Annotated in this window: 20 protein-coding genes, 2 pseudogenes and 1 other annotated feature (1 of these 23 only partly in view); of the genes and pseudogenes, 2 read left to right on the forward strand and 20 right to left on the reverse strand. The window is 39.0% G+C overall.

Annotated elements, in window-relative coordinates:
- Positions 1–208: 208 nt before the first annotated feature.
- The 3 genes and pseudogenes from R0K30_RS12645 to R0K30_RS12655 form a co-directional block, all read right to left on the reverse strand.
- Positions 209–1189: a restriction endonuclease gene (locus tag R0K30_RS12645; protein ID WP_410611016.1), complete on the reverse strand. Its 981-nt coding sequence runs from the start codon at positions 1187–1189 to the stop codon at positions 209–211.
- Positions 1190–1363: 174 nt separating this feature from the next.
- The gene (gene bglA / locus R0K30_RS12650) at positions 1364–2803 is read right to left on the reverse strand and encodes a 6-phospho-beta-glucosidase BglA (RefSeq protein WP_099727278.1); all 1440 of its coding nucleotides are present in this window, start codon (positions 2801–2803) and stop codon (positions 1364–1366) included.
- A gap of 9 nt (positions 2804–2812) precedes the next feature.
- Positions 2813–4698, reverse strand: a pseudogene (locus R0K30_RS12655) (beta-glucoside-specific PTS transporter subunit IIABC).
- 154 nt (positions 4699–4852) lie between these two features.
- Here R0K30_RS12655 and R0K30_RS12660 point away from each other — a divergent pair.
- A complete protein-coding gene (locus tag R0K30_RS12660) occupies positions 4853–5563 on the forward strand; it encodes a GntR family transcriptional regulator (protein WP_099727280.1) in 711 nt (236 codons plus the stop codon).
- A 49-nt stretch (positions 5564–5612) separates the two neighbouring features.
- On the opposite strand, the pseudogene R0K30_RS12665 reads toward R0K30_RS12660, so the two are convergent.
- From R0K30_RS12665 to R0K30_RS12675, 3 genes and pseudogenes are all read right to left on the reverse strand, one after another.
- A pseudogene (locus tag R0K30_RS12665) lies at positions 5613–5839 on the reverse strand (helix-turn-helix domain-containing protein); the annotation flags it as partial.
- 21 nt (positions 5840–5860) lie between these two features.
- Positions 5861–6367: a hypothetical protein gene (locus tag R0K30_RS12670; protein ID WP_410611019.1), complete on the reverse strand. Its 507-nt coding sequence runs from the start codon at positions 6365–6367 to the stop codon at positions 5861–5863.
- 44 nt (positions 6368–6411) lie between these two features.
- Positions 6412–6918 (reverse strand): LURP-one-related/scramblase family protein, encoded by a 507-nt coding sequence (locus R0K30_RS12675; protein WP_230031395.1) that lies wholly within the window; start codon positions 6916–6918, stop codon positions 6412–6414.
- 144 nt (positions 6919–7062) lie between these two features.
- Here R0K30_RS12675 and R0K30_RS12680 point away from each other — a divergent pair, with 144 nt between their 5' ends.
- A complete protein-coding gene (locus tag R0K30_RS12680) occupies positions 7063–7305 on the forward strand; it encodes a hypothetical protein (RefSeq protein ID WP_410611021.1) in 243 nt (80 codons plus the stop codon).
- Positions 7306–7352: 47 nt separating this feature from the next.
- Here R0K30_RS12680 and R0K30_RS12685 read toward each other — a convergent pair whose 3' ends face one another.
- The 14 genes from R0K30_RS12685 to R0K30_RS12750 all read right to left on the reverse strand — a co-directional run bounded on the left by R0K30_RS12685 (position 7353) and on the right by R0K30_RS12750 (position 23426).
- Positions 7353–8723 carry a sensor histidine kinase gene (locus tag R0K30_RS12685; protein ID WP_410611023.1) on the reverse strand — a complete coding sequence of 457 codons (1371 nt, stop codon included), beginning with the start codon at positions 8721–8723 and terminating at the stop codon, positions 7353–7355.
- Entirely contained in the window at positions 8720–9391 is a 672-nt protein-coding gene (locus R0K30_RS12690) for a response regulator transcription factor (protein WP_099727286.1), read from the reverse strand. Before R0K30_RS12690 ends, R0K30_RS12685 begins: the two co-directional genes overlap by 4 nt.
- Positions 9392–11506 carry an MMPL family transporter gene (locus R0K30_RS12695; protein WP_410611026.1) on the reverse strand — a complete coding sequence of 705 codons (2115 nt, stop codon included), beginning with the start codon at positions 11504–11506 and terminating at the stop codon, positions 9392–9394. It abuts the gene before it with no gap.
- A 104-nt stretch (positions 11507–11610) separates the two neighbouring features.
- Positions 11611–12477 carry an MBL fold metallo-hydrolase gene (locus R0K30_RS12700; protein ID WP_410611028.1) on the reverse strand — a complete coding sequence of 289 codons (867 nt, stop codon included), beginning with the start codon at positions 12475–12477 and terminating at the stop codon, positions 11611–11613.
- A 101-nt stretch (positions 12478–12578) separates the two neighbouring features.
- Positions 12579–15671: an AAA domain-containing protein gene (locus tag R0K30_RS12705; RefSeq protein WP_410611030.1), complete on the reverse strand. Its 3093-nt coding sequence runs from the start codon at positions 15669–15671 to the stop codon at positions 12579–12581.
- A 276-nt stretch (positions 15672–15947) separates the two neighbouring features.
- Positions 15948–16529, reverse strand: coding sequence for an Imm64 family immunity protein (locus R0K30_RS12710; protein ID WP_410611032.1), 582 nt, complete (start codon positions 16527–16529; stop codon positions 15948–15950).
- Positions 16530–16535: 6 nt separating this feature from the next.
- Positions 16536–17396 (reverse strand): SAR2788 family putative toxin, encoded by an 861-nt coding sequence (locus R0K30_RS12715; RefSeq protein WP_230031405.1) that lies wholly within the window; start codon positions 17394–17396, stop codon positions 16536–16538.
- Between the two features lies 1 nt (position 17397).
- Positions 17398–18366 carry a S8 family peptidase gene (locus R0K30_RS12720; RefSeq protein ID WP_410611120.1) on the reverse strand — a complete coding sequence of 323 codons (969 nt, stop codon included), beginning with the start codon at positions 18364–18366 and terminating at the stop codon, positions 17398–17400.
- Between the two features lie 176 nt (positions 18367–18542).
- Positions 18543–19022, reverse strand: a complete 480-nt coding sequence (gene rlmH / locus R0K30_RS12725; protein ID WP_410611035.1) for a 23S rRNA (pseudouridine(1915)-N(3))-methyltransferase RlmH — start codon at positions 19020–19022, stop codon at positions 18543–18545.
- 80 nt (positions 19023–19102) lie between these two features.
- Positions 19103–19273, reverse strand: a complete 171-nt coding sequence (locus R0K30_RS12730; RefSeq protein ID WP_099727294.1) for a CxxH/CxxC protein — start codon at positions 19271–19273, stop codon at positions 19103–19105.
- Between the two features lie 161 nt (positions 19274–19434).
- On the reverse strand, positions 19435–20265 hold the full coding sequence (locus R0K30_RS12735; protein WP_410611037.1) for an energy-coupling factor transporter transmembrane component T family protein: 831 nt from the start codon (positions 20263–20265) through the stop codon (positions 19435–19437).
- Positions 20256–21971: an ABC transporter ATP-binding protein gene (locus tag R0K30_RS12740; protein WP_410611040.1), complete on the reverse strand. Its 1716-nt coding sequence runs from the start codon at positions 21969–21971 to the stop codon at positions 20256–20258. The genes R0K30_RS12735 and R0K30_RS12740 overlap by 10 nt, the downstream gene beginning before the upstream one ends.
- Positions 21972–21990: 19 nt before the next feature.
- Positions 21991–22548, reverse strand: coding sequence for an ECF-type riboflavin transporter substrate-binding protein (locus R0K30_RS12745; RefSeq protein WP_012011871.1), 558 nt, complete (start codon positions 22546–22548; stop codon positions 21991–21993).
- A 17-nt stretch (positions 22549–22565) separates the two neighbouring features.
- Positions 22566–23426, reverse strand: a complete 861-nt coding sequence (locus R0K30_RS12750; protein WP_410611042.1) for an SAM hydrolase/SAM-dependent halogenase family protein — start codon at positions 23424–23426, stop codon at positions 22566–22568.
- Between the two features lie 110 nt (positions 23427–23536).
- Positions 23537–23688: a binding site (T-box leader), on the reverse strand (it continues 119 nt past the right edge of the window).

Genomic DNA, 23688 nt, shown 5'->3' on the forward strand with positions numbered 1-23688 from the left:
CAACGCCAACTAAAATCACGCTGCTCTTGAAAGGAGAACCAATGTGTATAAAGTAATCATTCCCGCTGTTATGATGATAATCAGTCTTTGGATTCTTCTTCAATTATCATTCCACATCAATATTTTTCACAATCCAATGAATTATTTATCGTCATTACCATCTTTTTTCTTTGTCTTCAGCCGTTATTGAAGCGTAGTCAATAAAAAATCACTCAGGCACATACACTTTTTTCAAAGGTAATAAGGATCTTGTCTCAGCTGGCATATGCTCATACCAATGCACAATCAGATTTACAAGTTCTTCTAAGTCCACTAGACGAACTTCATTATGCTTCGCAACAGCTATTGCATGAGAAGTAAATCCACCAGTTGAAACAAATAAACTATTAGCATTTATGGGGTTAGCTCCTAATAATTGCTGCACTTCTGGCGCACTGGCTGAGTTCTTCCGATGCTTGACTTGTACTTTAATAATAGGTTTTTCAAATCCGAGTGCATCTTTATAAGCTAATACATCCACACCGCCATCAGGCCCTTTTGGACTCACACGAATATTGTATGACATGGCCTGCAGCAAGCCTCCGACTAAGTCTTGCATTTGCCAAGGGTCCAATTTATCTACTTTATCTTCAATCATGACAGTGGCTTTGCTGACTAAATCTTCGATAATTTCATCTTCTTCTGTTTCATCTTCAGGTGCTGTTATGGAAGTAGGGTTTTTGAGTAAATGTTCAATCTCTTTCCCCCAATCATCTACACGAAAAACAGTTGATATAGAACCGAGGCTGTTCTTAGCTGATTGACTGAGAGAATCTCGTTTAACTGCTGTTGGTTCCCAATTCACCTGAATATGATTTGGATACATTTTATCTCCAGCTGATTCATCAAAAAAATGCGGAGCAGTCACCGTACCTACTCGATATTCACGGCTTTCTTTTATGTATGTAATGATTCGATCTCCCTTTTTAATTTCTCTACTGAACCTCCATACCTGACTAACCCAGCTTCTTCTTGTAAAAGGTTTGTTCTCGGGGAATATGACATCAGCTCTAGCATTCATCTCTTGCTTTGTTTGATATTGTTTTGGGTTACCTAATTTAGGCCACCCTATCGATGCGATGCCCTTCTCTTCCCAAATTGAAATTAACTCATTTTGGTCACCCGCACGAACCATCCACCATTTCGTCATTTACTATCTCTCCCATTCCATCCATCTTCTCTTATTTTCATCATCAAATATTCTCACTAAATTATAAGACTTATTTCTTGTTAACAAAAGGATATGCGCACCTTTTTTGTCGAAAGAAACACAAAAACCCGAACAAGCGAATCCCACGCTCATCCGGGTCTGCATTTTCCTTTATTACACTTCTTCGCCATTCGTTGCAATGACGTTTTGATACCAAGTGAACGAATCTTTTTTGAGACGCTTCATCGAACCGTTGCCTTCGTTGTCGCGGTCAACGTAGATCATTCCGTAGCGTTTTTTCATTTCACCTGTTGTGAATGAAACGATATCAATGATGCCCCAAGGTGTGTAACCGATGAGGTCCACACCGTCGTATTCGATGGCTTTTTTCAGTGCTTCGATATGAGAAGCGAGATATTGAATTCGTTCAGGATCGTGAATGGAACCGTCATCTTCCACTTGATCAATGGCACCAAAACCATTTTCCACGATGAAGAGTGGAATTTGATAGCGATCGTAAAAACGATTCAATGTGTATCTTAGTCCAGTTGGGTCGATGGACCAACCCCAGTCACTTGATTTGATATAAGGGTTTTCTACACCATGCGGCAGGGCCCCGTTGACAATGTCTCCGCTGTTGTCAGACACTGCATCACTTTTGACCGTTGTCGACATGTAGTAGCTAAAGCCGAGATAATCCACTTTCCCTTTTCTTAAGCTTTCTTCATCGCCTGCTTCAAACGGAATATGATAGCCTTCGCGTTCAAATTCTTTTAATGCATAGCTCGGATAGTAGCCGCGAACCTGAACATCAGGGAAGAAATAACGTTGTCTCATATATTCCTCTGCAAGCATGACATCCTCTGGGTTTGAGGAATATGGATAGATTGGCACATGGGAGACCATCGCTCCAATTTGAAAATTAGGATTGATTTCTTTTCCTTTTGCTACTGCCCATGCACTTGCAAGCAATTCATGATGTCCTGCTCGATACATGATTTCTTTAGCGTTTTCGCCTTCTTTGACCGATACGCCTGAATTTGTCCAAAGGAACAATGGGTTGTTGACATCCATTTTGTTATTGATTTCATTAAATGTCATCCAGTACGTGACTTTGTCCTTGTATCGATTGAAGCACACTTCCGCAAATTTCGCGAAATACTCAGCGACTTTTCTGCTCCGGAATCCGCCGTATTCCCTTGCCAAATGAAGGGGCATCTCAAAGTGGGACAGCGTAATCACAGGCTCGATGCCATGCTTGAGCAGCTCATCAAACACATCATCATAAAACTGTAAGCCTGCTTCATTCGGCTCTGCTTCATCTCCCTTAGGGAAAATCCGGCTCCAGCCGATTGATGTACGCAAGCATTTTAAGCCCATTTCTGCAAACATGGCGATATCTTCCTTGTAACGATGATAGAAGTCGATCGCTTCATGGTTCGGGTAAAATGTTCCTTCTTCTATCGTTTCAGTGATTTGTCTCGGTACTCCATGAGCACCTGCTGTCATCACATCCACAACACTTGGACCTTTGCCTGCTTCGTTCCATCCACCTTCGAATTGATGTGCAGCTAATGCGCCGCCCCATAGAAAATCTTTTGGTAAAGTCATCATTTATTCCTCCTATTTCACTATTGTCATCATGACATCCGTTGGCTGACATGTCGAATGTTCCTCTACAATCACATCTTCGTACGCTTGTGTATTGGTGATGATGACTGGTGTGATTGTTTTTAATCCCTTGCTTTCAATCACCTCTTGATCAAATGTCATCAACAAGTCACCCTTCCTCACCTTGTCGCCTTCTTGGATATTGAGTGTAAATGCTGAGCCATCTAGGGAAACCGTATCAATTCCGACATGAACAAGTAACTCCACACCGAATTCTGAACGCAGCCCAATGGCGTGCTTTGTCGGTGCAAGCATGACGACACTGCCGTCAAACGGTGCATACAGTTTATTGTCTGTTGGCTTTTGCCCATCGCTCCGGAGCTAAACACGGCATCCGGCACCTCAGATAATGGGAGCACTTTTCCTGCAAGTGGTGCAGTGATCATTTCCTCATTGTTCATCGAAGCATTCGTTTTTTCTTCATCTTGTTCTTTCACAGATGCTTCACCGGCTGTCTGTTCTACCGTATCTTCCCCATAACCAAACATTTGAATGAGCACAACTGGTAAAATAAGCGCAATTGCCACACCAATCAAAATACCAATGATCGACGTTGGATAATCTGCACTAATTCCGTTCACAATCGTCAGCGGACCAGGCAAACCTGCGTACGCAAAGTAATATGGCGTAAAGAAGCTGGCGACAATGGCACCAATCGCTCCAGAAATACATCCGAAAATAAATGGTTTTTTGAAGCGTAAGGTGACCCCATAAATCGCAGGCTCTGTAATTCCGAAGAGACCCGTGATACCCGCTGAGACCCCGACTTTCCGTGTTTCTCGATTTCTTGCTTTTAAAATAACGCCTAACACTGCACCAACCTGAGCGATAACAGCGATGGTTTGATATGCCTGGAAGGAGTCACGTCCATACTGTTCAAAGTTGGCCAGCACCATCGGCGTGATGCCCCAGTGAACACCGAAAATGACAAGCACTTGCCAGAATCCGCCGATAATGGCGCCTGCTAATGCCGGTACATTGTCAGCCAAGACATTGTATCCGTTTGCAATCCCATTTGCACCTGCTGTCGAAAGAGGACCAATTAATAGAATGGTTAACGGGACCATGACGACCATACAGATAAATGGGACAAATAACGGTTTGACGACCTCATGAATTCGTTTGTTTAAAAATCTCTCCAGATAAGAAAGAATCCATACTAAGAACAGCGGCGGCAATACCGATGATGTATAGACCGTTTCAGATAATGCAATGCCTAAAAAGGTAACGCCTTCACCTGATGCCACGCGCCCAGCAATCTCTGTCCAAGCTGGACTGACAAGCGCTGCTGTACAAGCTACGGCGATATACATATTCGTTTTAAAGTGCTTGGCTGCTGTTATTGCAATAAAGATTGGCAAGAACGTAAACGGCGCCCAGGAAATGAAGCTAAAGACTTCATATGTTCCAGTTTTCGAGAAACTTGGAAATAAAAGGTTAATTAGGATAAGTGCACCTTGTAAAATACCAGCCGCAGCCAAAATATACACAAATGGCGCAAACACAGCGGACATGGTCGCGATGACTCGGTTCAGCACCGTTCCCTTGTTCTCATTTGCCTGATCATCATCAGACGGTTGAAGCTGAACAAGACTGGAAAAATGCTCGTATACCTCGCCAACATGCTGACCGATGACGACCTGAAATTGACCACCGTTTTCCACCACGGTAATAACGCCAGGCATGGCATTGACTGCTTCCTTGGCCTTTGGATTTGAACGTTTCAGTACCAAACGCAGCCGCGTGGCGCATCTTGCGGCACTCACCACATTTTCCTCTCCGCCCACTGCCTCTAAGATGTCTTCTGCAAGCTTTTGATAATCCCTCACTTTTGACATATAACCCCCCCTTTATCACAACTAGTATATGTATATTATAATTATACCGGTACAATTTATCAATACATATATAATTACAGATGGCATATCAAAGGAAAATCCGTATGTGCTATAATACAAAGACAATAAATCGTGAAAACAAAGAGGAATGGCTATGTTAAAGTATCAACAAATTGCGAGCGATATTGAAAAATATATTGTCACCCATGAGCTGCAGCAAGGTGACAAACTCCCTGTACTCGAGACACTCATGAGCCAATTTTCGGTGAGCAAAAGTACAATTATCAAATCATTAGACTTACTCGAAAGAAAAGGAATTGTCTATCAGGTGAGGGGCAGCGGGATCTTTGTCAGAAGACACCGGCGCAAGGGCTACATCAGCCTTTTATCCAACCAAGGGTTTAAAAAAGATTTAGAGGAATTTCAACTGACATCAGAGGTTTTAACATTAGACACCATCAAACCGCCAGAAGAAGCTGCGCTTAATTTGAACATTGAACAAGAAGAGGATGTCTTTTACCTCAAACGTATTCGTTACATCAATGGACAAACCTTATGTTTAGAAGAATCCTATTATCGGAAGACCATTATTCCCTACCTCAACACAGAAATCGCCGCCGATTCCGTTTTTAAATTCGTCAGCGAAGGTCTGGGACTCAAAGTCGGCTTTTCTGATATGTACATGCAAGTAGGCAAACTGAACGAAACCGAAGCGAAACACCTCGGCCTCAAACAAGACGATCCCGCCCTCCGCGTCGAGACTGTCTTTCACCTCACAAACGGCCAGCCCTTCGACTTCTCAAAAATCACGTACAACTACATGCAGTCTCAATTTTTTATTCAAGCGAATAATTATTATGGGTGATGGACGGGAAAAGCCTCCTGAGACAATCAGGAGGCTTGTTTGTCATATGAAGAAGTGTCGCATGATGAATGTTTTGCAGAATATGAGGCATCACCGCTCACCTCATCAGTTAATGAAAGACCGTTTCGATTCCGCCGCAGCAATACAATCCCTAATTCGGATACGAGCTTCGCAATGTTACGACTCACGCCAGACTGTGTCAGCCCAAGTTTCTCCCCCGCTTTTGTAACTGCCGCATTCGACGACTGTTAGAAATACTTTGTATTGGAATGTGATCAGTTTGGTCACCTCACAAGCTCATTTTAGATCTTGGCAAAACCTGCTACTAGATATGGATTTAATGTTTCGATTTAAATGGCTTTCTACCAACTGAAAGCATTTCTGCTGAATTAATGACCGTTTAAACGTTGCTAGCTGTTCTTTTTTATCGCCATGCAAATCTCCATCGTCCTCTAACTGAAAATCAGTTAAATCCATTTTGTCATGAACATGAGTTTTAATAAAAACATGAGCATTGTGAAAATCGTACATATGCTCTACTAAAGAAGAGATCGTGGTGATAAAGTCATCAAATGTATCTTCTTCAAGCGTTTTTTTGAGATCGAGATTACTATGAACATCAATTGAGATGTAATTATCTCTTTCATCCAATTCTTCTTGGGGAGCTAGCGGATAATCGTGAGTCGTTGCTTTTCTATTTAAATCTGTAATGGAGAAATAAATAATGATTTCTTTTTTATCGAGAAATTCATACTCCCATAATTCTGCATCTCTTAATCTTATGATGCAGGTGAGGTTGTCCAACTTTTAAACCCTCCATTTGATTAATAAGATCGTTGAAATGTTTCTTAATTCGTCGTTGTCGACGACGAAGACCTAGACGCAGCTTCATCAGCCTTCACACAATCAATAGCAACAACCAGCGCAATCATCATAGGCTCCATCTCTTCTTTCAAAATATCGACCTTATAACTATCTCCCCAAGTAAACCATTCCTTCTTCACCTGTCCGATCACTTCGCCGTTCTGCAGCACTTGGAAATTCATATCCCACCAGTTGCCTTGAACTTCTACACCCGCAGCATCAATTGAATATTTCGCTTTAAAGAACGTAAACTCTTTTTTGATCGTCAATACCTCATGACCACCAACTTCTACTAAAAACTTCGGTAAAAAGCTAAACATTTTCTTCGTAATCACAGCGATTTCTTCTCGCTCTGTATTTAATATAGTGAACGTCTTCGGCATCTTCATAAAGCTGCCCTCAACCACGTACACATCGTTCTCCTGCTGATCCTTTACCGTAAATCTGCCGCTTAGACTAAATACTTTCTGCTTCATGTAAAGCTGTTTCATATGTACCTCCGATTAAGTTCAATTTATCAGTCTTTTATCTGTTCTTTTCTTACATCTGATTATACCAAAAAATAGAATGATCAAAAACGTGTCAGAAACAATCAGGTTATACTGGAAATATAAACAAAAATGAAAGGGGAGCCCATGAAAAAAATCACTTTTTTTGACTGGACCATTCAATTACAAGCAGATTTAACTGCAATTACAGATCATCAGGAAAAGAAAATGGTCATTTTAGTGCCATCAATTGAACTAAACAGTGTGATTTGGATAGATGAAAACAACGAGCTACAAATCAAACCTACTTGGGATTGTGTCATTATTATTAATGCTAAAAATATGTCTGTCACAGTTCGTGATGCAAAAGATGTTGTAGGCTTGCCATAGAAATTAGTCTCATTTGACACATAGCAAATGAGACTTTTCTTCACTAACTACTCCTTTGGAAAAAACGTAGTAAATGTCGTTCCTTCTTCATTGCTTTCTACCTCAATAGAAGCATCGTGATAAGAGAGAACTTCTTGTACAATTGATAATCCCAGACCCATTCCTTCTTTATTTCGTGCTTGATCCACCCGGTAGAATCGTTCAAATATTTTTTCCAATGTCTCTTTTTCTATTCCAATCCCCGTATCTCTGATCTTCACGACCGCTTCTGATTCATTTTCTTCACAATGAATACTGATCTCTCCGTACTCTTTATTGTATTTAATCGCATTGCCAATTAAGTTCTCCCATACGTTGATCAGCAATGTACGGTCAGCATACACGGTGACAGGCTGTAAATCGATCTTAATTTCTAACCCCTTCTCTTCTATCCGCCATAGCATTGAATGAACCACTTGATGAAGCTGATCATCGATCCTGACTAGTTGTTTATTCGTTGGATAAGTCCCCTGATCAATTGAAGTAAGAATGAGGAGTTGTTTCGTTAAGTTTGATAATCGCTTCGCTTCTGTTTGAATAATGTGATTGTATTTTTTCCCTTCGCTTGACGAAAGCTCCCCATCTAGTAATTCAGAATACCCCCGGATATTGAGTAGCGGTGATTGGAAATCGTGCGAGACGTTATTCACGAATTTCTTTCTCGCTTGATCTGTATTCTCCAACTTCTGCTGCATCATCCGAAAGCTATCGGCAAGCTGCCCAATTTCATCTTTGCGGTTAATCATTAATGGATACTGGAAATTATGGTTGGCCATCTCTTGCGTTGCACTCGTCAATTCTGAAAGGGATTGGGTGACCTTTCGAGACATCAATAAAATGCCAATGATGCTGCTAATAAATACGACGAATATAAACCCAAATATAATCAAATGAAATTCTGTGAAAAGGCTAATGTTATTCGGACGTAAAAATAATCCCCATTCTTCCCCTTCAATTTCTATTTTCGTTCCCACTGTATTCTGTATATCATTTGCGAAATGACTCATGATTAAATATGAATTTTTAAAGGATTTGATCCCGTTGTAAGCTTTCTCGCCTTCAAATAAGGCGTACATTTGGTCATTCCATTGTGTCGTTTTAAAGGGTTCACCAAACATCCGAATTTCTTCATCTTCTTTAACCAATGCAATTTGATACCCTAGATCGCTCATGGTTTGCAGAAAATCGGAAGATGCCTGTAATGTGATTTCGTGTTCTTTGATTTGTTTCGATAACTGCTCCGCAATGACTAAATAACGATCATTTAATTGTTCTTTTACAAAGGCATTGTAAATCAAATTCGAACAAATAAATCCAACAAAGATGCTGATACAAACAATCAAACACGTATATAACATAAATCGTTGTTGTAGTCTCATTCTTTTACCTCTAGTTGATAGCCAAAACCACGAATTGTCACAATTTCAACATTCGCTTCAGCTCTTTTTAATCTTTCGCGAATGCGGTTAATGTGAGTGTTTAATGTGAATTCGGGTTGTTCTAACGTATCCCCCCAAATGTCATCAATTAAATCCCAGCGGCTCACATTGCGGTTTGCCCGCTGCAGCAGATAATGGAGAATTTCTAATTCCCGCATGGGCCAGATATATTGTTGATTCTCAATCATTAATTCCCAACGGTTCGTATCAATCTGAATATTCCCCGCAGTTGTTAAAGCTTCTATGGATTTACGATATCTTCGTAAAATGGCATTTACACGGAATAGCAGTTCCTTCGTTTCAAATGGTTTGACGATATAATCATCAATCCCTTGTTCAAATCCTTGCTGTTTATCTTCAATTTGCCCTTTCGCTGTCAGCATAATGACAGGCAGTTCATATTGTTTGATAACAATGCTAGCCAGCTGAAAGCCATCCATTCCAGGCATCATCACATCAATGATCATGAGATCAAATGACTGATGTTGCAAAAAAGCAAGCGCTGCCTCAGCATTGCTTGCTTTTTTCACGTGATATCCCGCCTGCTCTAAATGGATGGACACTAATTGCAAAATGGCTTCATCATCATCCACAACCAATACATGCAATTAACCTTCCTCCTTTATCACCTTATCTTTGTCTTTTTCAAAGAATAATATGAGCGACGGCAGCAACATTCCTCGAACTAAGAATGTATCGATGATAATCCCAATAGCGACAATAAATCCAAAGATAAATAAATCGGTAATGGGCATGGTCATTAATGCGGCAAACGTTGCGGCAAGAATGATCCCCGCTGAAGAAATGACCCCTCCTGTGTTTCGTATCGCCACTTCTAATGCAGCTTTGACGTGTAACGTTTTACGTTCTTCTAAGAAACGGCTCACAAGGATAATATTATAGTCAATTCCTAAAGCCACTAAAAAGATAAAGGCATATACAGGGGCACGAGTGGAAATGGCATCATATCCAAATAACACATCGACTAAGAAAATGCCTAACCCTAAAGCAGATACAAAGGAGATTAAAATCGTCGCCATCATATAAATCGACATTTTGATCGAGCGTGTCAGAACGAGTAACAAGAGAAGAATGAGTAACGTTTCCAGCAAAACAATCTTTTTAATATCTGATTGATTCACTTGTTGTTCATCCACTAATTTAGCCGTTGTGCCCGCAAAAGATAGCTGAACCTCTTGACCATCTGATAAACGATAGGTGGATTGATCTGTACGGAATTCTTTTAAAAATTCAATGGCCTCTATACTGTATGGATTCACCTTCAGTGATACAGTCATTTTGCCATGCTCTCCATTTTTGGTAACTCCCGAAGGACGAGCCGACCCTATCTGGTCATTTTCTGAGAAATGAGAAGAGATTTCTTGTAAATGTTCCTGAGATAGGTTTTGACCGGTCACTAGCACCGTTGACTGGGCTAGATCTCCTTTATTAAATTGATCCTCGACGATTTCAAATGCGACACGAGAAGGTAAATCCTTCGGGAAATTTTTCACTGAGTTAAATTCATACTGTAAATTGAAAACATTCGCCCCTGTCACAAGTAAAAACAGTAAGACAGCACCACCAATCAATCCTGGTTTTCCAACAACAAACTTTGCTATAGGCCCCCAAATGCCATGCTTCACTTCTCTCGCTTCACCATATTTGGGCACTTTCGGCCAAAATGCTTTACGGCCAAATAACGCAAACAATGCTGGGATCAGTGTGACAGAAGCCATCATAATGATCACCATCGCAGCACCGAAGATTGGAGCAAAGTTTTGATAATCACGGAAATCTGCCACAAATAAAATGATCATTGCCGCGAATACTGTACCTCCTGCAAATAATACGGGTTTTGCCGTTGCACGCATTGCCACTTTCATCGCTTCATATTGATTTTCATCATGATTCAACTCTTCACGATAGCGAGAAAAAACAAATAATGAATAATCAATCACAGCCGCAAATAATAAAATACTCATAATAGAAGTGGTCGAGTTATTGATTTCAAGTCCACCGACGCCAAGTAAAGCGACGACTTGATTTACCACTTGATAGACAATCACCGTTGCAAATAATGGGATGATCGCTAATAACGGGGAACGGTAAATGGCTATCAATAAAACCAAAATGATCGCAACGGTGGCTAATAACAGCTTCAAGTCAGCAGATTCAAATAACTTAACAGTATCTCCAGCTATACCTGCTGGGCCCGTAATATAAAAATCTGTATCTAACCCTTTTGCTATCTTTTTACCAACCTTTGTTGTTTCATCATTAATCTCTGCATAATCAGCATTGCCTAATCCGGCTTTCAAATTCATTGGCACAATCATAGTAGATTGATCTTCTGATAAAAATGCGGATAACGCTTGAGGAGGCAATGCGGTAACATCGACAATGTCTTCAATCCCCTCAATTTTTGCCTCTTTGATTCCTTTTATAATCGTTTTTACATCTTTGATAGCCAGCTTGCCATCAGGATGATGGAAGACATATAACCCCGGAGTCCCTTTGTCACTTGGGAAATACTGATCTAACTGCTTTTGTGTCACAATAGACTGAGCATCACTAGGTAAAGACTGAAAGTTACTCACTTTATGATCGCCCAATGTAGGACCAGCACTCAACCCTATCATGAGAACAAGCCAAATGATAACGGTCAGCCAAGCTCCCTTTTTTGTAGAAATTTTATCAATAAATGATCTAAATAAACTCACCGATTGTTCTCCTCCTTTTCTCACCGCTTCGAGTATATCGCTCGTATATAAACTTGATATAAACTCAGTGGAAGAAGGAGGCATGAAAATAAAAAAGCAGAGGTTTATCCCTCTGCTAATCCTTCATAACCATTTACAAAATAAGCGATCGTCTCTAACTCATCTTCTTTCAATTCTCTGTTCACATGTGCTTGATATTCACTCTTGATTCTCTGCTGATCTCCACCATAAAGATCAGTGTATTTCGCAATCATCCTAAGCTTTTCTGTTTCCTGACGAAACTCCTCTTTTGTCCACGGCCTTTGGTGTGACGGAATATACGTATCGGCATCAAAAGCATCTAGCTCATCTAAAAGACGCAAGATTTCTTTTACCGTATAATGTACTTTTTCAGCATACATTTTCGGATAAATGCAATCAGCAAGAAACAGGATTTTCTCTTCTTTCACATACACGATCACTGAATCTGCGGCATGATCGCCCCTAACATGTTGCACGACACAAGTAACCCCGCCAAGATCAATTTCCATCCGATGATCAAACGTGACATTCGGTAAAACCACCTGAATATCTCGATGATCCTGATATTCTTCCTTGATGGCTTTCGCACAGAACTCAATCTCCGTCCCTTCCCTCACCCGCTCATCAATCGCCTCATCTGACCACGAAAACGGAAGAAGCTTCTCCATTTCCTTTCTGGTTTTTGCAGAAGCAATTGAAATCGTATCAGGCAGCGCTGGCAGACCAAAAATATGATCCCAATGCCAATGCGTGAGGACAACCATATCTGGCTTGGCGTTCTCGTGTTTTAAGGTTTCTTTGATGAAATATTTCGCATGATCTTCTGAGTTGCCGGCATCGATCATTAATGTTTTGTTATTGCCTACGATCATGCCTAGGATGGGGCGGTCGGTTCTTGATACTGGTGTGATGTAGGAGAAGGTTTGGCCTAATTTTTTGATTGTGTGCATGGTGTGCCTGCTTTCTTAAATGTATATTGAACTACTTATGTTCTTCTAAATACGCCGCTAAGCGTGATCCAGTTGTACGTATATATTATAAGTGCGGAAATTTACTTATTATTATAGTCCTTAATAATTGATATAGTCTTGTTTGCAACATCACTTCCCAAAGATGCATACAATTTCTTATCACCAATAATATAAAATTCTTCTTTAGCTCGTGTAGCCGCAACATTCATTATATTTGGGTCGGAAACAGCCCATTTTGCTGCCCCACTGCTATTTGAATCTGCTCCAAGGACAAAATAGACAATTTTCGCTTCTTTTCCTTGAAAAGTATGAACAGTACCTACATTTGTTGGCTTACCATCTTGTCTTTTAGTAAAGTAAATTTCTTCTAAAACTTTCGCAATTTGGTAAGCCCCGTTTTTAAATGGAGAAATCACATAGATTTCATCAGCTAAATCTGAATTCACTTGTAATCGCTCAGTAATTTGATTTTTCAGTAACTCAGCTTGTTCTTTAACATATTTATCATTTGCTTTTCCAGCAGAATGAAGCCACTCTGATGTCCCTTGCACCTCATCTTCATTTTTACCTTGTACCATTAAACCATCATAAGATATTTCATTAGAAATAGTGAACATCGGATAGTTTGAACGTCTATGTACCCACAGTGGAATACCAACCCATTCGTCTTCGTTTTTTTGGAATCCATACTGACTAGTATCGTCTACTATTGTTTGAGTGGATGCATCAGCAGAGACAAATTTTTCGTCTACATTATAGTGTCTTCCAATCAAAGTTAAAACATTTGGATCTAAAGTTAATACTGGCTTTATTTGTGAGGGGTCACCAACAACCATTACTTTTTTACTTCTAAAAATGGCTCCGACACTAGCCTGTGGTAATGCTTGACCAGCCTCGTCAATGAATAAGTTTCCAATTGAATTTCCCTTGAGGTTTTTAAACATTCGACCAAAACTTGCAAAAGTAGTACTGATAACTGGCACAGTGAAATTGATCCATTGCCATGCTTCTGAAATTAACTCATGGCCATTCTCTTTTGCAATGTAATTAGATTGTTTATTCCAAATAATCCTTGCCGCTTTTAAATTTCTTACGTTCTCATAGAGGAATCGCTTTCTAACTTTTAAAGCCGAAATAAATAATTCTGATTGTAAAATTCGAAACTCCTTTGTAAACCAAGGTTTAGACTTTTGAAGTTCTTCATATGATAGAGAAAAATCTATTTCCTTTATTCCACTTTGTGATTTGTTCTTTTCAAATGAATCAATTTCTTTTTTCATTTTTTCCAGATCATTATTCTTAGTGTTCACCCATCGTTCAAAGGTAGATTTTCTTTCCTGCATTTGTTTTTGAGTATACTCTTTTTTAACAGCATTTTTCTCTAGATCATTTACAAGCCGCCTAGAGTTATTTTCACGTTTTGTTTCTTGTTGAGATAGATCATTTAAGTGTTCATTCACGATGCTGAGATTTTTGAAATACTGTTCAACTTTCAACCTATTAAATATTTTCTGAAACCATAAAAAACTCGGTTTTTGTGAAGTAAGAACATGATAATTTCGTTCAGCTTGAATTTTTTCCCTCGATAAATTTTCGAGTTCAACAGAAACACTGGATAAAGCTTTTTGAAATTTTAATCTCTCTTCTCGCAATCTCTCAATTTCAGCTTTGGCTTCTTTTTCATTACTAGTCAAAACAGTTTGTTTTTTCTTTTTTTCTTTTTCAAATTCTTTAACTTGATTTATATATTTAATCTTTAGTTTTCGTAGATAATATATTTTTTGGCTATATTCTTCCGCTTTGTCTCTTTCAACTTTCAATTGATTATAAAGCCTTGTGAATTCCTGATATACATCACTATTCGATTGTTCATTTTCTTCTAAATCTTTTTCAATTGCTTCTATATTGAGAAGCAATTTATTCATGTTGATTGAATTTCCACCTTCTAATGAAAAAACACCCCAATTTTTATCATTGAGCAGTTCACTTATAATGTATCGATCCTTCCCAAATCCTTCCCCTGTTAGTTGAGAATTAGAGATATCTTTGAAATAATTTGCTTTCTCTAATTGATCTTGAAAACATTCTGAAATCTCTTTTTTCTTCGGTAATTCATTAACGATATTTTGGACTGCTCCATTATTTGAACTTGCCACAATAATATTTTTATCTGAAATAGATCGTGGTAAAACGCCAAATTTAGCATTTTTCCAATAGGTCAGACTGCCTTGAACCACTTTATTAGAAAGTTTTGACATAGCTAGCGCCTGTTGTACGACTAAATCAGCAAAAACATCCTTCAACAATGTTGTCTTCCCTGTTCCTGGTGGTCCGTTAACACTACGGATATCGTTTTTGTCGTTTAAAGCTAAATTAACAGCAGCTTGTTGCATAAATGAGAGTGCATAATCAGGGTTTGTTGGAAAACGTCCTAACGGATAATATTTTGGTTTTAAAGCAATCTCCTCAAAAATATGTGCATTAAAGTGCTCAGACTTTTTATGACTGTCTAAATTTCTCCTATCTCCAGTAAACCCATTAAAATATCTGTTTATATTTTCAGTATCTATTAACTTTGCCATTTTTAAATCTTCAATAAAGAAGGAATGTAGATTAATATCCTCATTATCCAAATGTCGTACAAATTTATAGCGGAAATTATTCACTGAAACATTATACTTTTGTATAAGTTCAGAAAACACTTTATGAAAATCCTCTTCAAATTTTCGATTTAATTCTTCTCTAAATAAAGTTTCAACTTTTAAGAAATCATCAGGTAAATGACCATTTTCACGAATATAGCCGCTCATTGTTAAAAACAACTTATCAGCTATCAGGTTAAGTTGATGATCAAAATATAAAGCGAAAGTAAATTTTTCTGAATTACTGATTTCCTCATAAGTTTTATCAATATTATATTTTTCTCTAAATATATCAACAACTTCTTGAAAATTGAAAATACCAAAGTAAAATACGATTCCAGACTTGTTAAAGGCCTTATCTGACATATTATTTTGTTGCTTTTGATGAGATAAAAAATTCATAAAGAAATTTTGCCAATCTTCCTCAAAATGATTTAATGTCTTTAATATTTTTTCTTTTTTGTTAATTGACCCTTCCGATAACTGCTCTATTGTAATCCACGCATTTAAAATGTCTTCCTTTTTATTCATGTTATATCTCCTATTATCATGCATATTTAAATATGGACAATTATACTTTTGAATAGTCTTTGAGTCTTTGAGTCTTTAACCATTAAATAATAACATACTTTTCCAGTATCGCTCAATTCCATATTGCACCTAATATGAAGCAGCAAAATATCACCTAAACGTATTCCAAAAAGTCTTTTATAGTAACCTTTCTTTTGATTTAAACACTAGTTTATTTTATTACGCCATTAATTAAATAAAGCGTCATTCAATTCTATTGAATGACGCTTGCTTGATCTATAAATTAACTAATTCTGTTCTCTTTTTTTGAGCGGATAATCCATCCATTCCAACTGAACCATAATAAATAACTAATCTATCTCTTTTACCAATAAGCCCCACTGGATAATCAGCTTCTCCAATGAAACCTTCAAAATCATCTGGATGGACATCAACTTCAATTTCGTGACCAATGAACGCATGATGATAAGATAGATCCTGATAAAGTTCGATTAAAAAATGTAGCATTTGATTTTGAAGAATAAATACTTCTTGAGAGGCTACTTCTTCCCAGTTAAAATCTAGTAAGAAACCAAAGTATCCATCTTCTATATGAATTGTTAACCTTACTGGTTTAGAGCTATTAAATAGATTTAATACTTCAAATTCTGTATAGTGACCAGACAAATATGCATCTTCGATGATATTTTTACTTATACTTTGTTCAATCCAATTTTCTCCATCTGGATCTATACTATACTTTACTTTCTTAAAGGACACGTCCCTTTTTTTTAAGGAATTTACGAAAGACTGAAAGATTGGTATATGATCATTTTCACGAAAAACAACACCAACATTTACAGATCCACCTATACCCATTATTAATCACCTCTTAACTATTAACTCACCGATTCTAACATAGTTATTTTTTTGTTTCGTTGAGAGCTTATAACCTGTAATAAATTCACCGTTCTGCTTGAAAAATGCAGCTTTATTCCCCTTTAAATGCATCATAACGTAACCTGATTGTCCACTATGCTTTGTTCTATATACATGACTTGAACGACTTACGTGGTTTCTTAGAGCTGTTTCAAATTTTTTTGCATTTGCCTTGCTATAAGATCCTTTTACACCAAAATCAACAGCATGTTTAAATTTCTTTTGTAGCTGCACAGATTTAAACGTAACTGCAGTAACAGCTCTTAAAATTTGACTTCTTGTATACATCTTAAAAGCAATCTTAGCAGAAGTTCTGATAATCACACCTAAAATAATAGCTGGTAAAATAGAAGCCTCAATTTCTTCAGAATTAACAGTGTATTTTTCACCAGAGTCTTTATCTGTTAAGGTAGCTTTAAACGTTTCATTATCCGCCTCTTCAACGGCAATGTCATATTCTTTGTTAATAAGTTTACCATTTTCATCAATAATAGATGACGTAAAGTTCATTTCTTCCGTTTCTAAGCTCATTTCAAGGTCACCCTTAACTTCAAGATCGTCTGAGTTAAAGGTAGTTTCAATATGAAGTGATTCTTCTTCTAAGTCAATTAAATTAATATCCAATTCATCAGTATAATCAATATTTAATTCATCATAGACTTCCTGCTTAATCTCATCAAACTGATTTTCTAATAATTGATTATTTACTTCATTAGTTTCACTAATCGCTTCGGCTTGATTTATTGGTAAATTTACAATTACCATCGCAGTCACTATTAATATAGTTATTATTTTTTTACAATTCATTTTAGGCTCCTTTATGATTATAGATTATTAATCCGTTCCCTTGCTCATCATCATTTAAAGATTGAACTTTTCGGGATTCTTGTTTCAACTTTTTCATAAGTTCATCAACATTTAACTTCTTAGATTTACTCAAGTAATCCTGAACATACAGTGAAATTACACCAGTAACATGTCCGGCTGCAAAGGAGGTTCCAGTAAACAAACTATATTCCCCCCTATGATTAGTAGAGAGTATATCAACTCCTGGTGCAATATAATCTATCTTTCCTCTTGCCGCTGAGCTTGGCCTTTTAAGATTTTTTTTAATAGAATTAACTGATATCACATTTGTGTATTTCGCTGGATACTCTACACCAGTTCCATATGTATTACCTGCTGCAGCTACTATAATTATTCCATGTGACACTGCTTTATCAATGGATGACTTTAATTTAGCTTTATTAGTAACTACTCCTGAACTGATATTGATTATATGTACACCTTCTTTTATGCTCCATTCAATACCCTTTATTAAAGAATCAACATCTCCTTTACCTTGTTGATTTAAAACCTTAACATCATAAAGCTCCACACCTGAATGATTGTAACTTGTTATACCTTTATTAGATTGTCTTGCTCCAATGATTCCTGCCACGGCAGTGCCATGACCAAAATCATCGGTGACAGGTCTTTTTGGAGTAACAGCATTATATTCCTTTTTAACAATATCTTTTAAATCCTGATGTTGTTGATTAATACCACTGTCTAAGATAGCTATTTTAACTTTAGTTCTTCCTTCGCTTCTCCCACTGTTCATATATGGATCAAGCAACTTAATATTCCATTGGATTTTTTTATCTTCACTGAAGTTATGTTTCTCACTCTCTTTATTTATATTGTTTAAGTCATTTAATACAAAAAAAACAAAAACGAAAACCATAACTATTATACTAATTATAATCCCATACATTTTTATTCTTATAAGAACCATCTCCAATTCGTGACTGAAGTATCACTCAAATTCAAATACACAAACATAATATCTTATAATAATGGTAAATTAAATATTTAAATTCATAATTAGTTATTTAATGAAGTAATTATTTTATCTATTATTTTTTAATCATAAATACAGATTTTGAAGTTTTGGACGTAAAAAGATCTCACTCACTTATGATAAGGCTCCCCCCGCACAATCCGAAACGCCCGATAAATCTGCTCCACCAACACCAATCTCATCAACTGATGCGGAAACGTCATCCTCGAAAAAGACAGTTTCTCATTCGCACGCTGCATGACAGCGTCACTTAACCCAAGCGACCCGCCTATGACAAAACATACCTTGCTTTTTCCGTATGTTGCCAGATTATCTATTGTATCGGCTAATTCTTCGGAACTTTTCATTTTTCCTTCGATGGCGAGGGCGATGACGTGGGCGTCTGGGTTGATTTTGCTTAGGATGCGTTCGCCTTCTTTGTCTTTGATGATTTTCATGTCTTGATCGCTGAGGTGTTCGGGCGCTTTTTCGTCCGCGAGCTCAATGATCTCCATTTTCGCATAGGCCTGTAATCGTTTTGTGTATTCGGCTATGCCTTGCTTTAAATACTTCTCTTTTAATTTTCCTACTGTGATAATTGATATATTCACAGGTCATCCCCACCTTAAGAACAAGTTATTCATATGAGTTATCAACAATTGTGGATAAAATTTGTGTATTTTGTGTCCGATCATTCGTTCCCCACTATATATATTGCAGGTTCAGCGCACAATTCACAGGTTGTGGATAAGCTGTGTGTATGTTCGATTTTTCTGAATTCTGGTGGCACTTCGTGATCATCTATGTACATGTCTAATACGGTTTCAATGTGTTCTGCACAAGCATAAAATATTTTGTTCATAAGTTTCTTTTTCCTCCAATATGTTCTCCGGTTATTCACAATATTTCACTCATTGTTCAATATAACCGATTTATTCACATGTTAATAGTCTTTTGCCATTTTCCACACCTTTTGTCCACAAACAAAACGAAAAAGCCTCCACTTCCTGTGAAGGCTTCCTTCTATATAAACGGATTATAAAATCTCGTTCCTCTGACAAAAGTCATCACAAGCGACACAATCAGTACCACACCAACAAACAAGAATGCTGCATAATCTGCTTTTTGAAAGTCTTTGGCGGTAAACCATGTGCGCTTTTTATGCTTTCCAAATCCACGCAGCTCCATCGCATTGCTGATCGTCTCAATCCGCTCCAGACTGGAGAAAATCAGCGGCATCACGATCGATAACGCATTTTTGATTCGTTTCCCCAGTTTTTCATTCTTCGATAAATCGATTCCTCTTGCCTGCTGAGAAATGGCAATCGTTCGAAAATCCCGCTGAATATCTGGAATATAGCGTAGGGCAATCGCTACAGCATAGGAAATCCGGTAGCTGACCCCGATTCGGCTGAGTGATGAGGCAAATTCACTTGGATTCGTTGTGACGATAAATAAAAGTGCCGCTGGCATAACCGTCACATATTTGAGTGTAATGTTCAATTGATAGAAAAGCTGTTCAAGCGTGACATTGTACCAGCCTGCGATATGAAACAGCTCGTGTTTTGCTCCGTAGATGGCGACACCTTGCTGCGGCGCAAAGATGTAAATGGCGATGTTGTTGATCACTAGGAAAATCACCAGGACGATCACCACGAAGGATATATCACGAAGTCGCACGTTCGACAGCTGAAAGAATACGATACTGGCGGCTAGCATAAACACTAATACGCCTGTATCATACGTGAGCATCGCTGCGGATGACCAGAGGATAAAGCAAATGAGTTTGGTTGCACCTGTCAGCCGGTGAATCGGCGACGGGCGATCGATATAGGACAGCATGTCTACAGCCATGTCATTCGTTCCTTTCTGTCAACCTCAATGAAGCGATCCACGAGTTCATTTGGATTCGGCCAGTCTGCTTTCAGCGCCAGTTCATACAGCGACGTTTCCTTTAAACTCGCCTTTTGGACAAGCAGTTGATCTGTCAGCACTTTGGCCGGTGTGTCATCTGCGATTTTTTCTCCATCTGAAATGACTATGGTTCTTGTTGTGTATTCGAGCATCAAATGCATATCATGGGTGATCATGAAGATCGTGACATCCTGCTTATTTAATTGCTCTAAAAACGTCATCATTTCTGTATAATGTCTAAAATCCTGTCCGGCGGTTGGCTCGTCTAAAATGATGATTTCAGGTTCTAATACAAGAATAGACGCAATGGTGACGCGTTTTTTCTGTCCAAAGCTGAGGGCCGAGATGGGCCAATTCCGAAATGGAAACAGTCCGCATACTTTCAGAACCCGCTCCACCCGTTCCTTGATTTCGTCTTCTCGTACGCCTCTTAAAACGAGACCAAGTGCGACCTCGTCAAAGATCATTTGTTTTGAAATCATTTGATTTGGGTTTTGCATGACGACACCGATTCGTTCGGAGCGTTGTTTGATCGTATCTCCTGTAATGTCATCACCACTTAAAAGGATTGTCCCTTCAGTTGGCTTTTCAAACGCGCAGAGCAGCTTGGACAATGTCGTCTTGCCCGCACCATTGGCTCCTGCGATGCTGATCATTTCTCCTTTTTTGACGGTAAAAGAGATGTTGCTCAGCGTGTTTGGTCTTGTCGGATAGTCAAAGCTCAGCTCACGTACTTCTAGTAAATCCTGCGCTGCAATCTGCTCTGTTTGATGCTCAGATGCTTCCATCCACTGTTCGATTTTCTCTTTTGCCTCGTCATCTAAGGTGAGGTGCTGTAAATTAGCTAACTGATCTCCTGGTGCGACCGGAATGCCTGCATATTTCAAGGCCTTCACATATAATGGCTCGCGCAAATACACCGCTTCCAACACATTTGAAGCGAGTAATTCATCTGGTGTCATATCAGCCGCAATCGTTCCGTCATTGACAACGATGATGCGGTCCACATGACGAAAGAGGACGTCCTCTAATCGGTGCTCGACCATCACGACGGTTTTTTTCGTTTCTTTTTGCAGTCGATCGATGAGATCGATCACTTCTTTGCCAGTAGCAGGATCAAGGCTTGCAAGTGGTTCATCAAATAATAAAATGTCGACATCGTTGACAAGTACACCTGCAATGGCTACACGCTGTTTTTGACCGCCTGACAGCTCATGCACGGATGCTGCCAGCTTGCCGTCTACTTCTGTTAATCTCGCCGCTTCTGCTACACGGGCTTTCATCTCTTCGCGCGTGACCTGATCATTTTCAAGCGTAAACGCGATGTCTTCACCAACGGTCAGCCCGATAAATTGCCCATCAGGGTCCTGCAGCACCGTCCCGACAAGCTGTGAGAGGGAGAAAATGTTTTCTTTCTCTGCATTCTTACCGCCGATGTGAAGACTTCCTTCCATAGACCCTTTATAAGACGCAGGAACTAGCCCATTGATACAATGGGCTAATGTGCTTTTTCCCGATCCAGACGGGCCTGCGATGAGGACTTTTTCCCCTTCATAGATGGTCAGGTTGATATCTTTCAATGTCGGTTCTGACTGACTGCGATACTTGAATCCGAAATGCTCGAATTGAATCATCGGTTTCTTCATTTATGTGTTCCACCTTGCTTCATGATGTTTCTTTCGATAGGCTGCCGCTTTTGCTTCTCGTTTTCGCATAAGCTGCAATGATGATTGTTCCTAGTACACCGACTGTGATGATGTTCGAAATTCCTGCTACGATACCTTGCACAAACACTTTGTTCGCAGGTTCTGCATAGATCACAATGTCGAGTACAGGGGCAATGACAAACCAGCCTAATGCCTGTGCGCCTGCTTGTACGGCGTTGAAGAGCGTGATCTTTTTCCAGCCGAAGTCGCCCTCTTCTACTTTTAAACGGTTTGAAATGAAGCCGATCAGTAAACCAACAACACCCGAAACAATAATCCAGCTCCACCAAGGGCCAAATGTGGTGGCATCTTTAATGAGATGGCCAATAAAACCAATCAGTGCGCCTGCAACAGGACCAAATAAAACGGCCATTAATGCAAGGAATGCGTACGATGTTTCAATTTGTGTATTCGGAATTCCAGTTGGAATGGAGACGAAGCGTCCTAAAATGACAAAGACGGCTGCGCCAATTCCGATGGCAACGACAGTTTTCGTTGAAAGTTGTTTACCTGCCATGATGTTGTTTCCTCCTCTTATTCGTATATAATGCGCGGAGCTTTGCGAATCGAAAGGCGCCAGCCTGTGCCTGTACCGATGTTATAAGCCTTTGCAAATGACCCTTGATTGATCGCCACGCCTAAATGATCGAGTGAATTGACATATACGAGTGGTTCGCCTACCTTTAAATCGGCAAAAGATCGTCCATAGGTCATGATATTTTTATACACATTTTTCGGGCCGTTGGCAATGGTAACTTCTATTGCATCACCATAATTGATTGAAAGTTGTTCAAATAACGTGTGATGAATGTTTGTCCATAGGTTTCCGAACCTCACATCTAAAATATCAATTGTTCCTGTGATCACTTCCTCTTTGGCATAAGCCTTTACGACTGGAAGGTGAATAATATCATCAATATTCGCCTTTGATCCGACTTCTTCAAAAGAAATCACGCCTGAAGCAATTCTCGCGCCTGTATACGCGTAAATATCTCTCCCATGAAATGTATGTGATTTTCCCGACTTCGGCAGCCGGTTAATGGTTTCATCTAAATAACGGGCTTCCATAATCCCAATATCCTGCGCGACGTGCGTGAGTGTCCCGTTATCTGGGGTAATGATATAGTGCGAGCTTGTTGTTTTGACGACAAGACTCTTTCGCTCTGATCCAACGCCCGGGTCAACAACGGATACGAAGACCGTTTCTTCCGGCCAATATGTGACGGTTTGCAGCAGGCGATAAGATGCCTCCCAAATGTCATATTGCGGAATGTTGTGTGTTAAATCAAAAATGCGGATGTTGCTGCTTACCGTATTTGCCACTCCGTACATTGCGCTGACTGCTCCGTCATCAATGCCGAAATCTGATTGTAAAACCAATGCATGTTCACTCATGTTAATCTCCCTTTCATTTGAAAAAATGGTTGTGGTGTTTCACGTGGAACATTTGAACATTTGTATGAAAAAAGTGGACAATAAAAAATACCCCATCCTTATCTTTGAATCATAAGGACGAGGTATTTGTCTCGTGGTACCACCTTTATTTACTGTTTGCTCGCGCTAAACAGCCTCTACAAGTACAAAGCTCCAATCTGGCTCATATACTGTGGTTTTGATAACGAGTACCAACTCTCGTCGTGACCTACTGATATCAAAG

The organism is Bacillus sp. SIMBA_154 (assembly GCF_046536015.1).
In the GTDB taxonomy this organism is placed as follows: Bacteria; Bacillota; Bacilli; order Bacillales; family Bacillaceae; genus Bacillus; species Bacillus pumilus_P.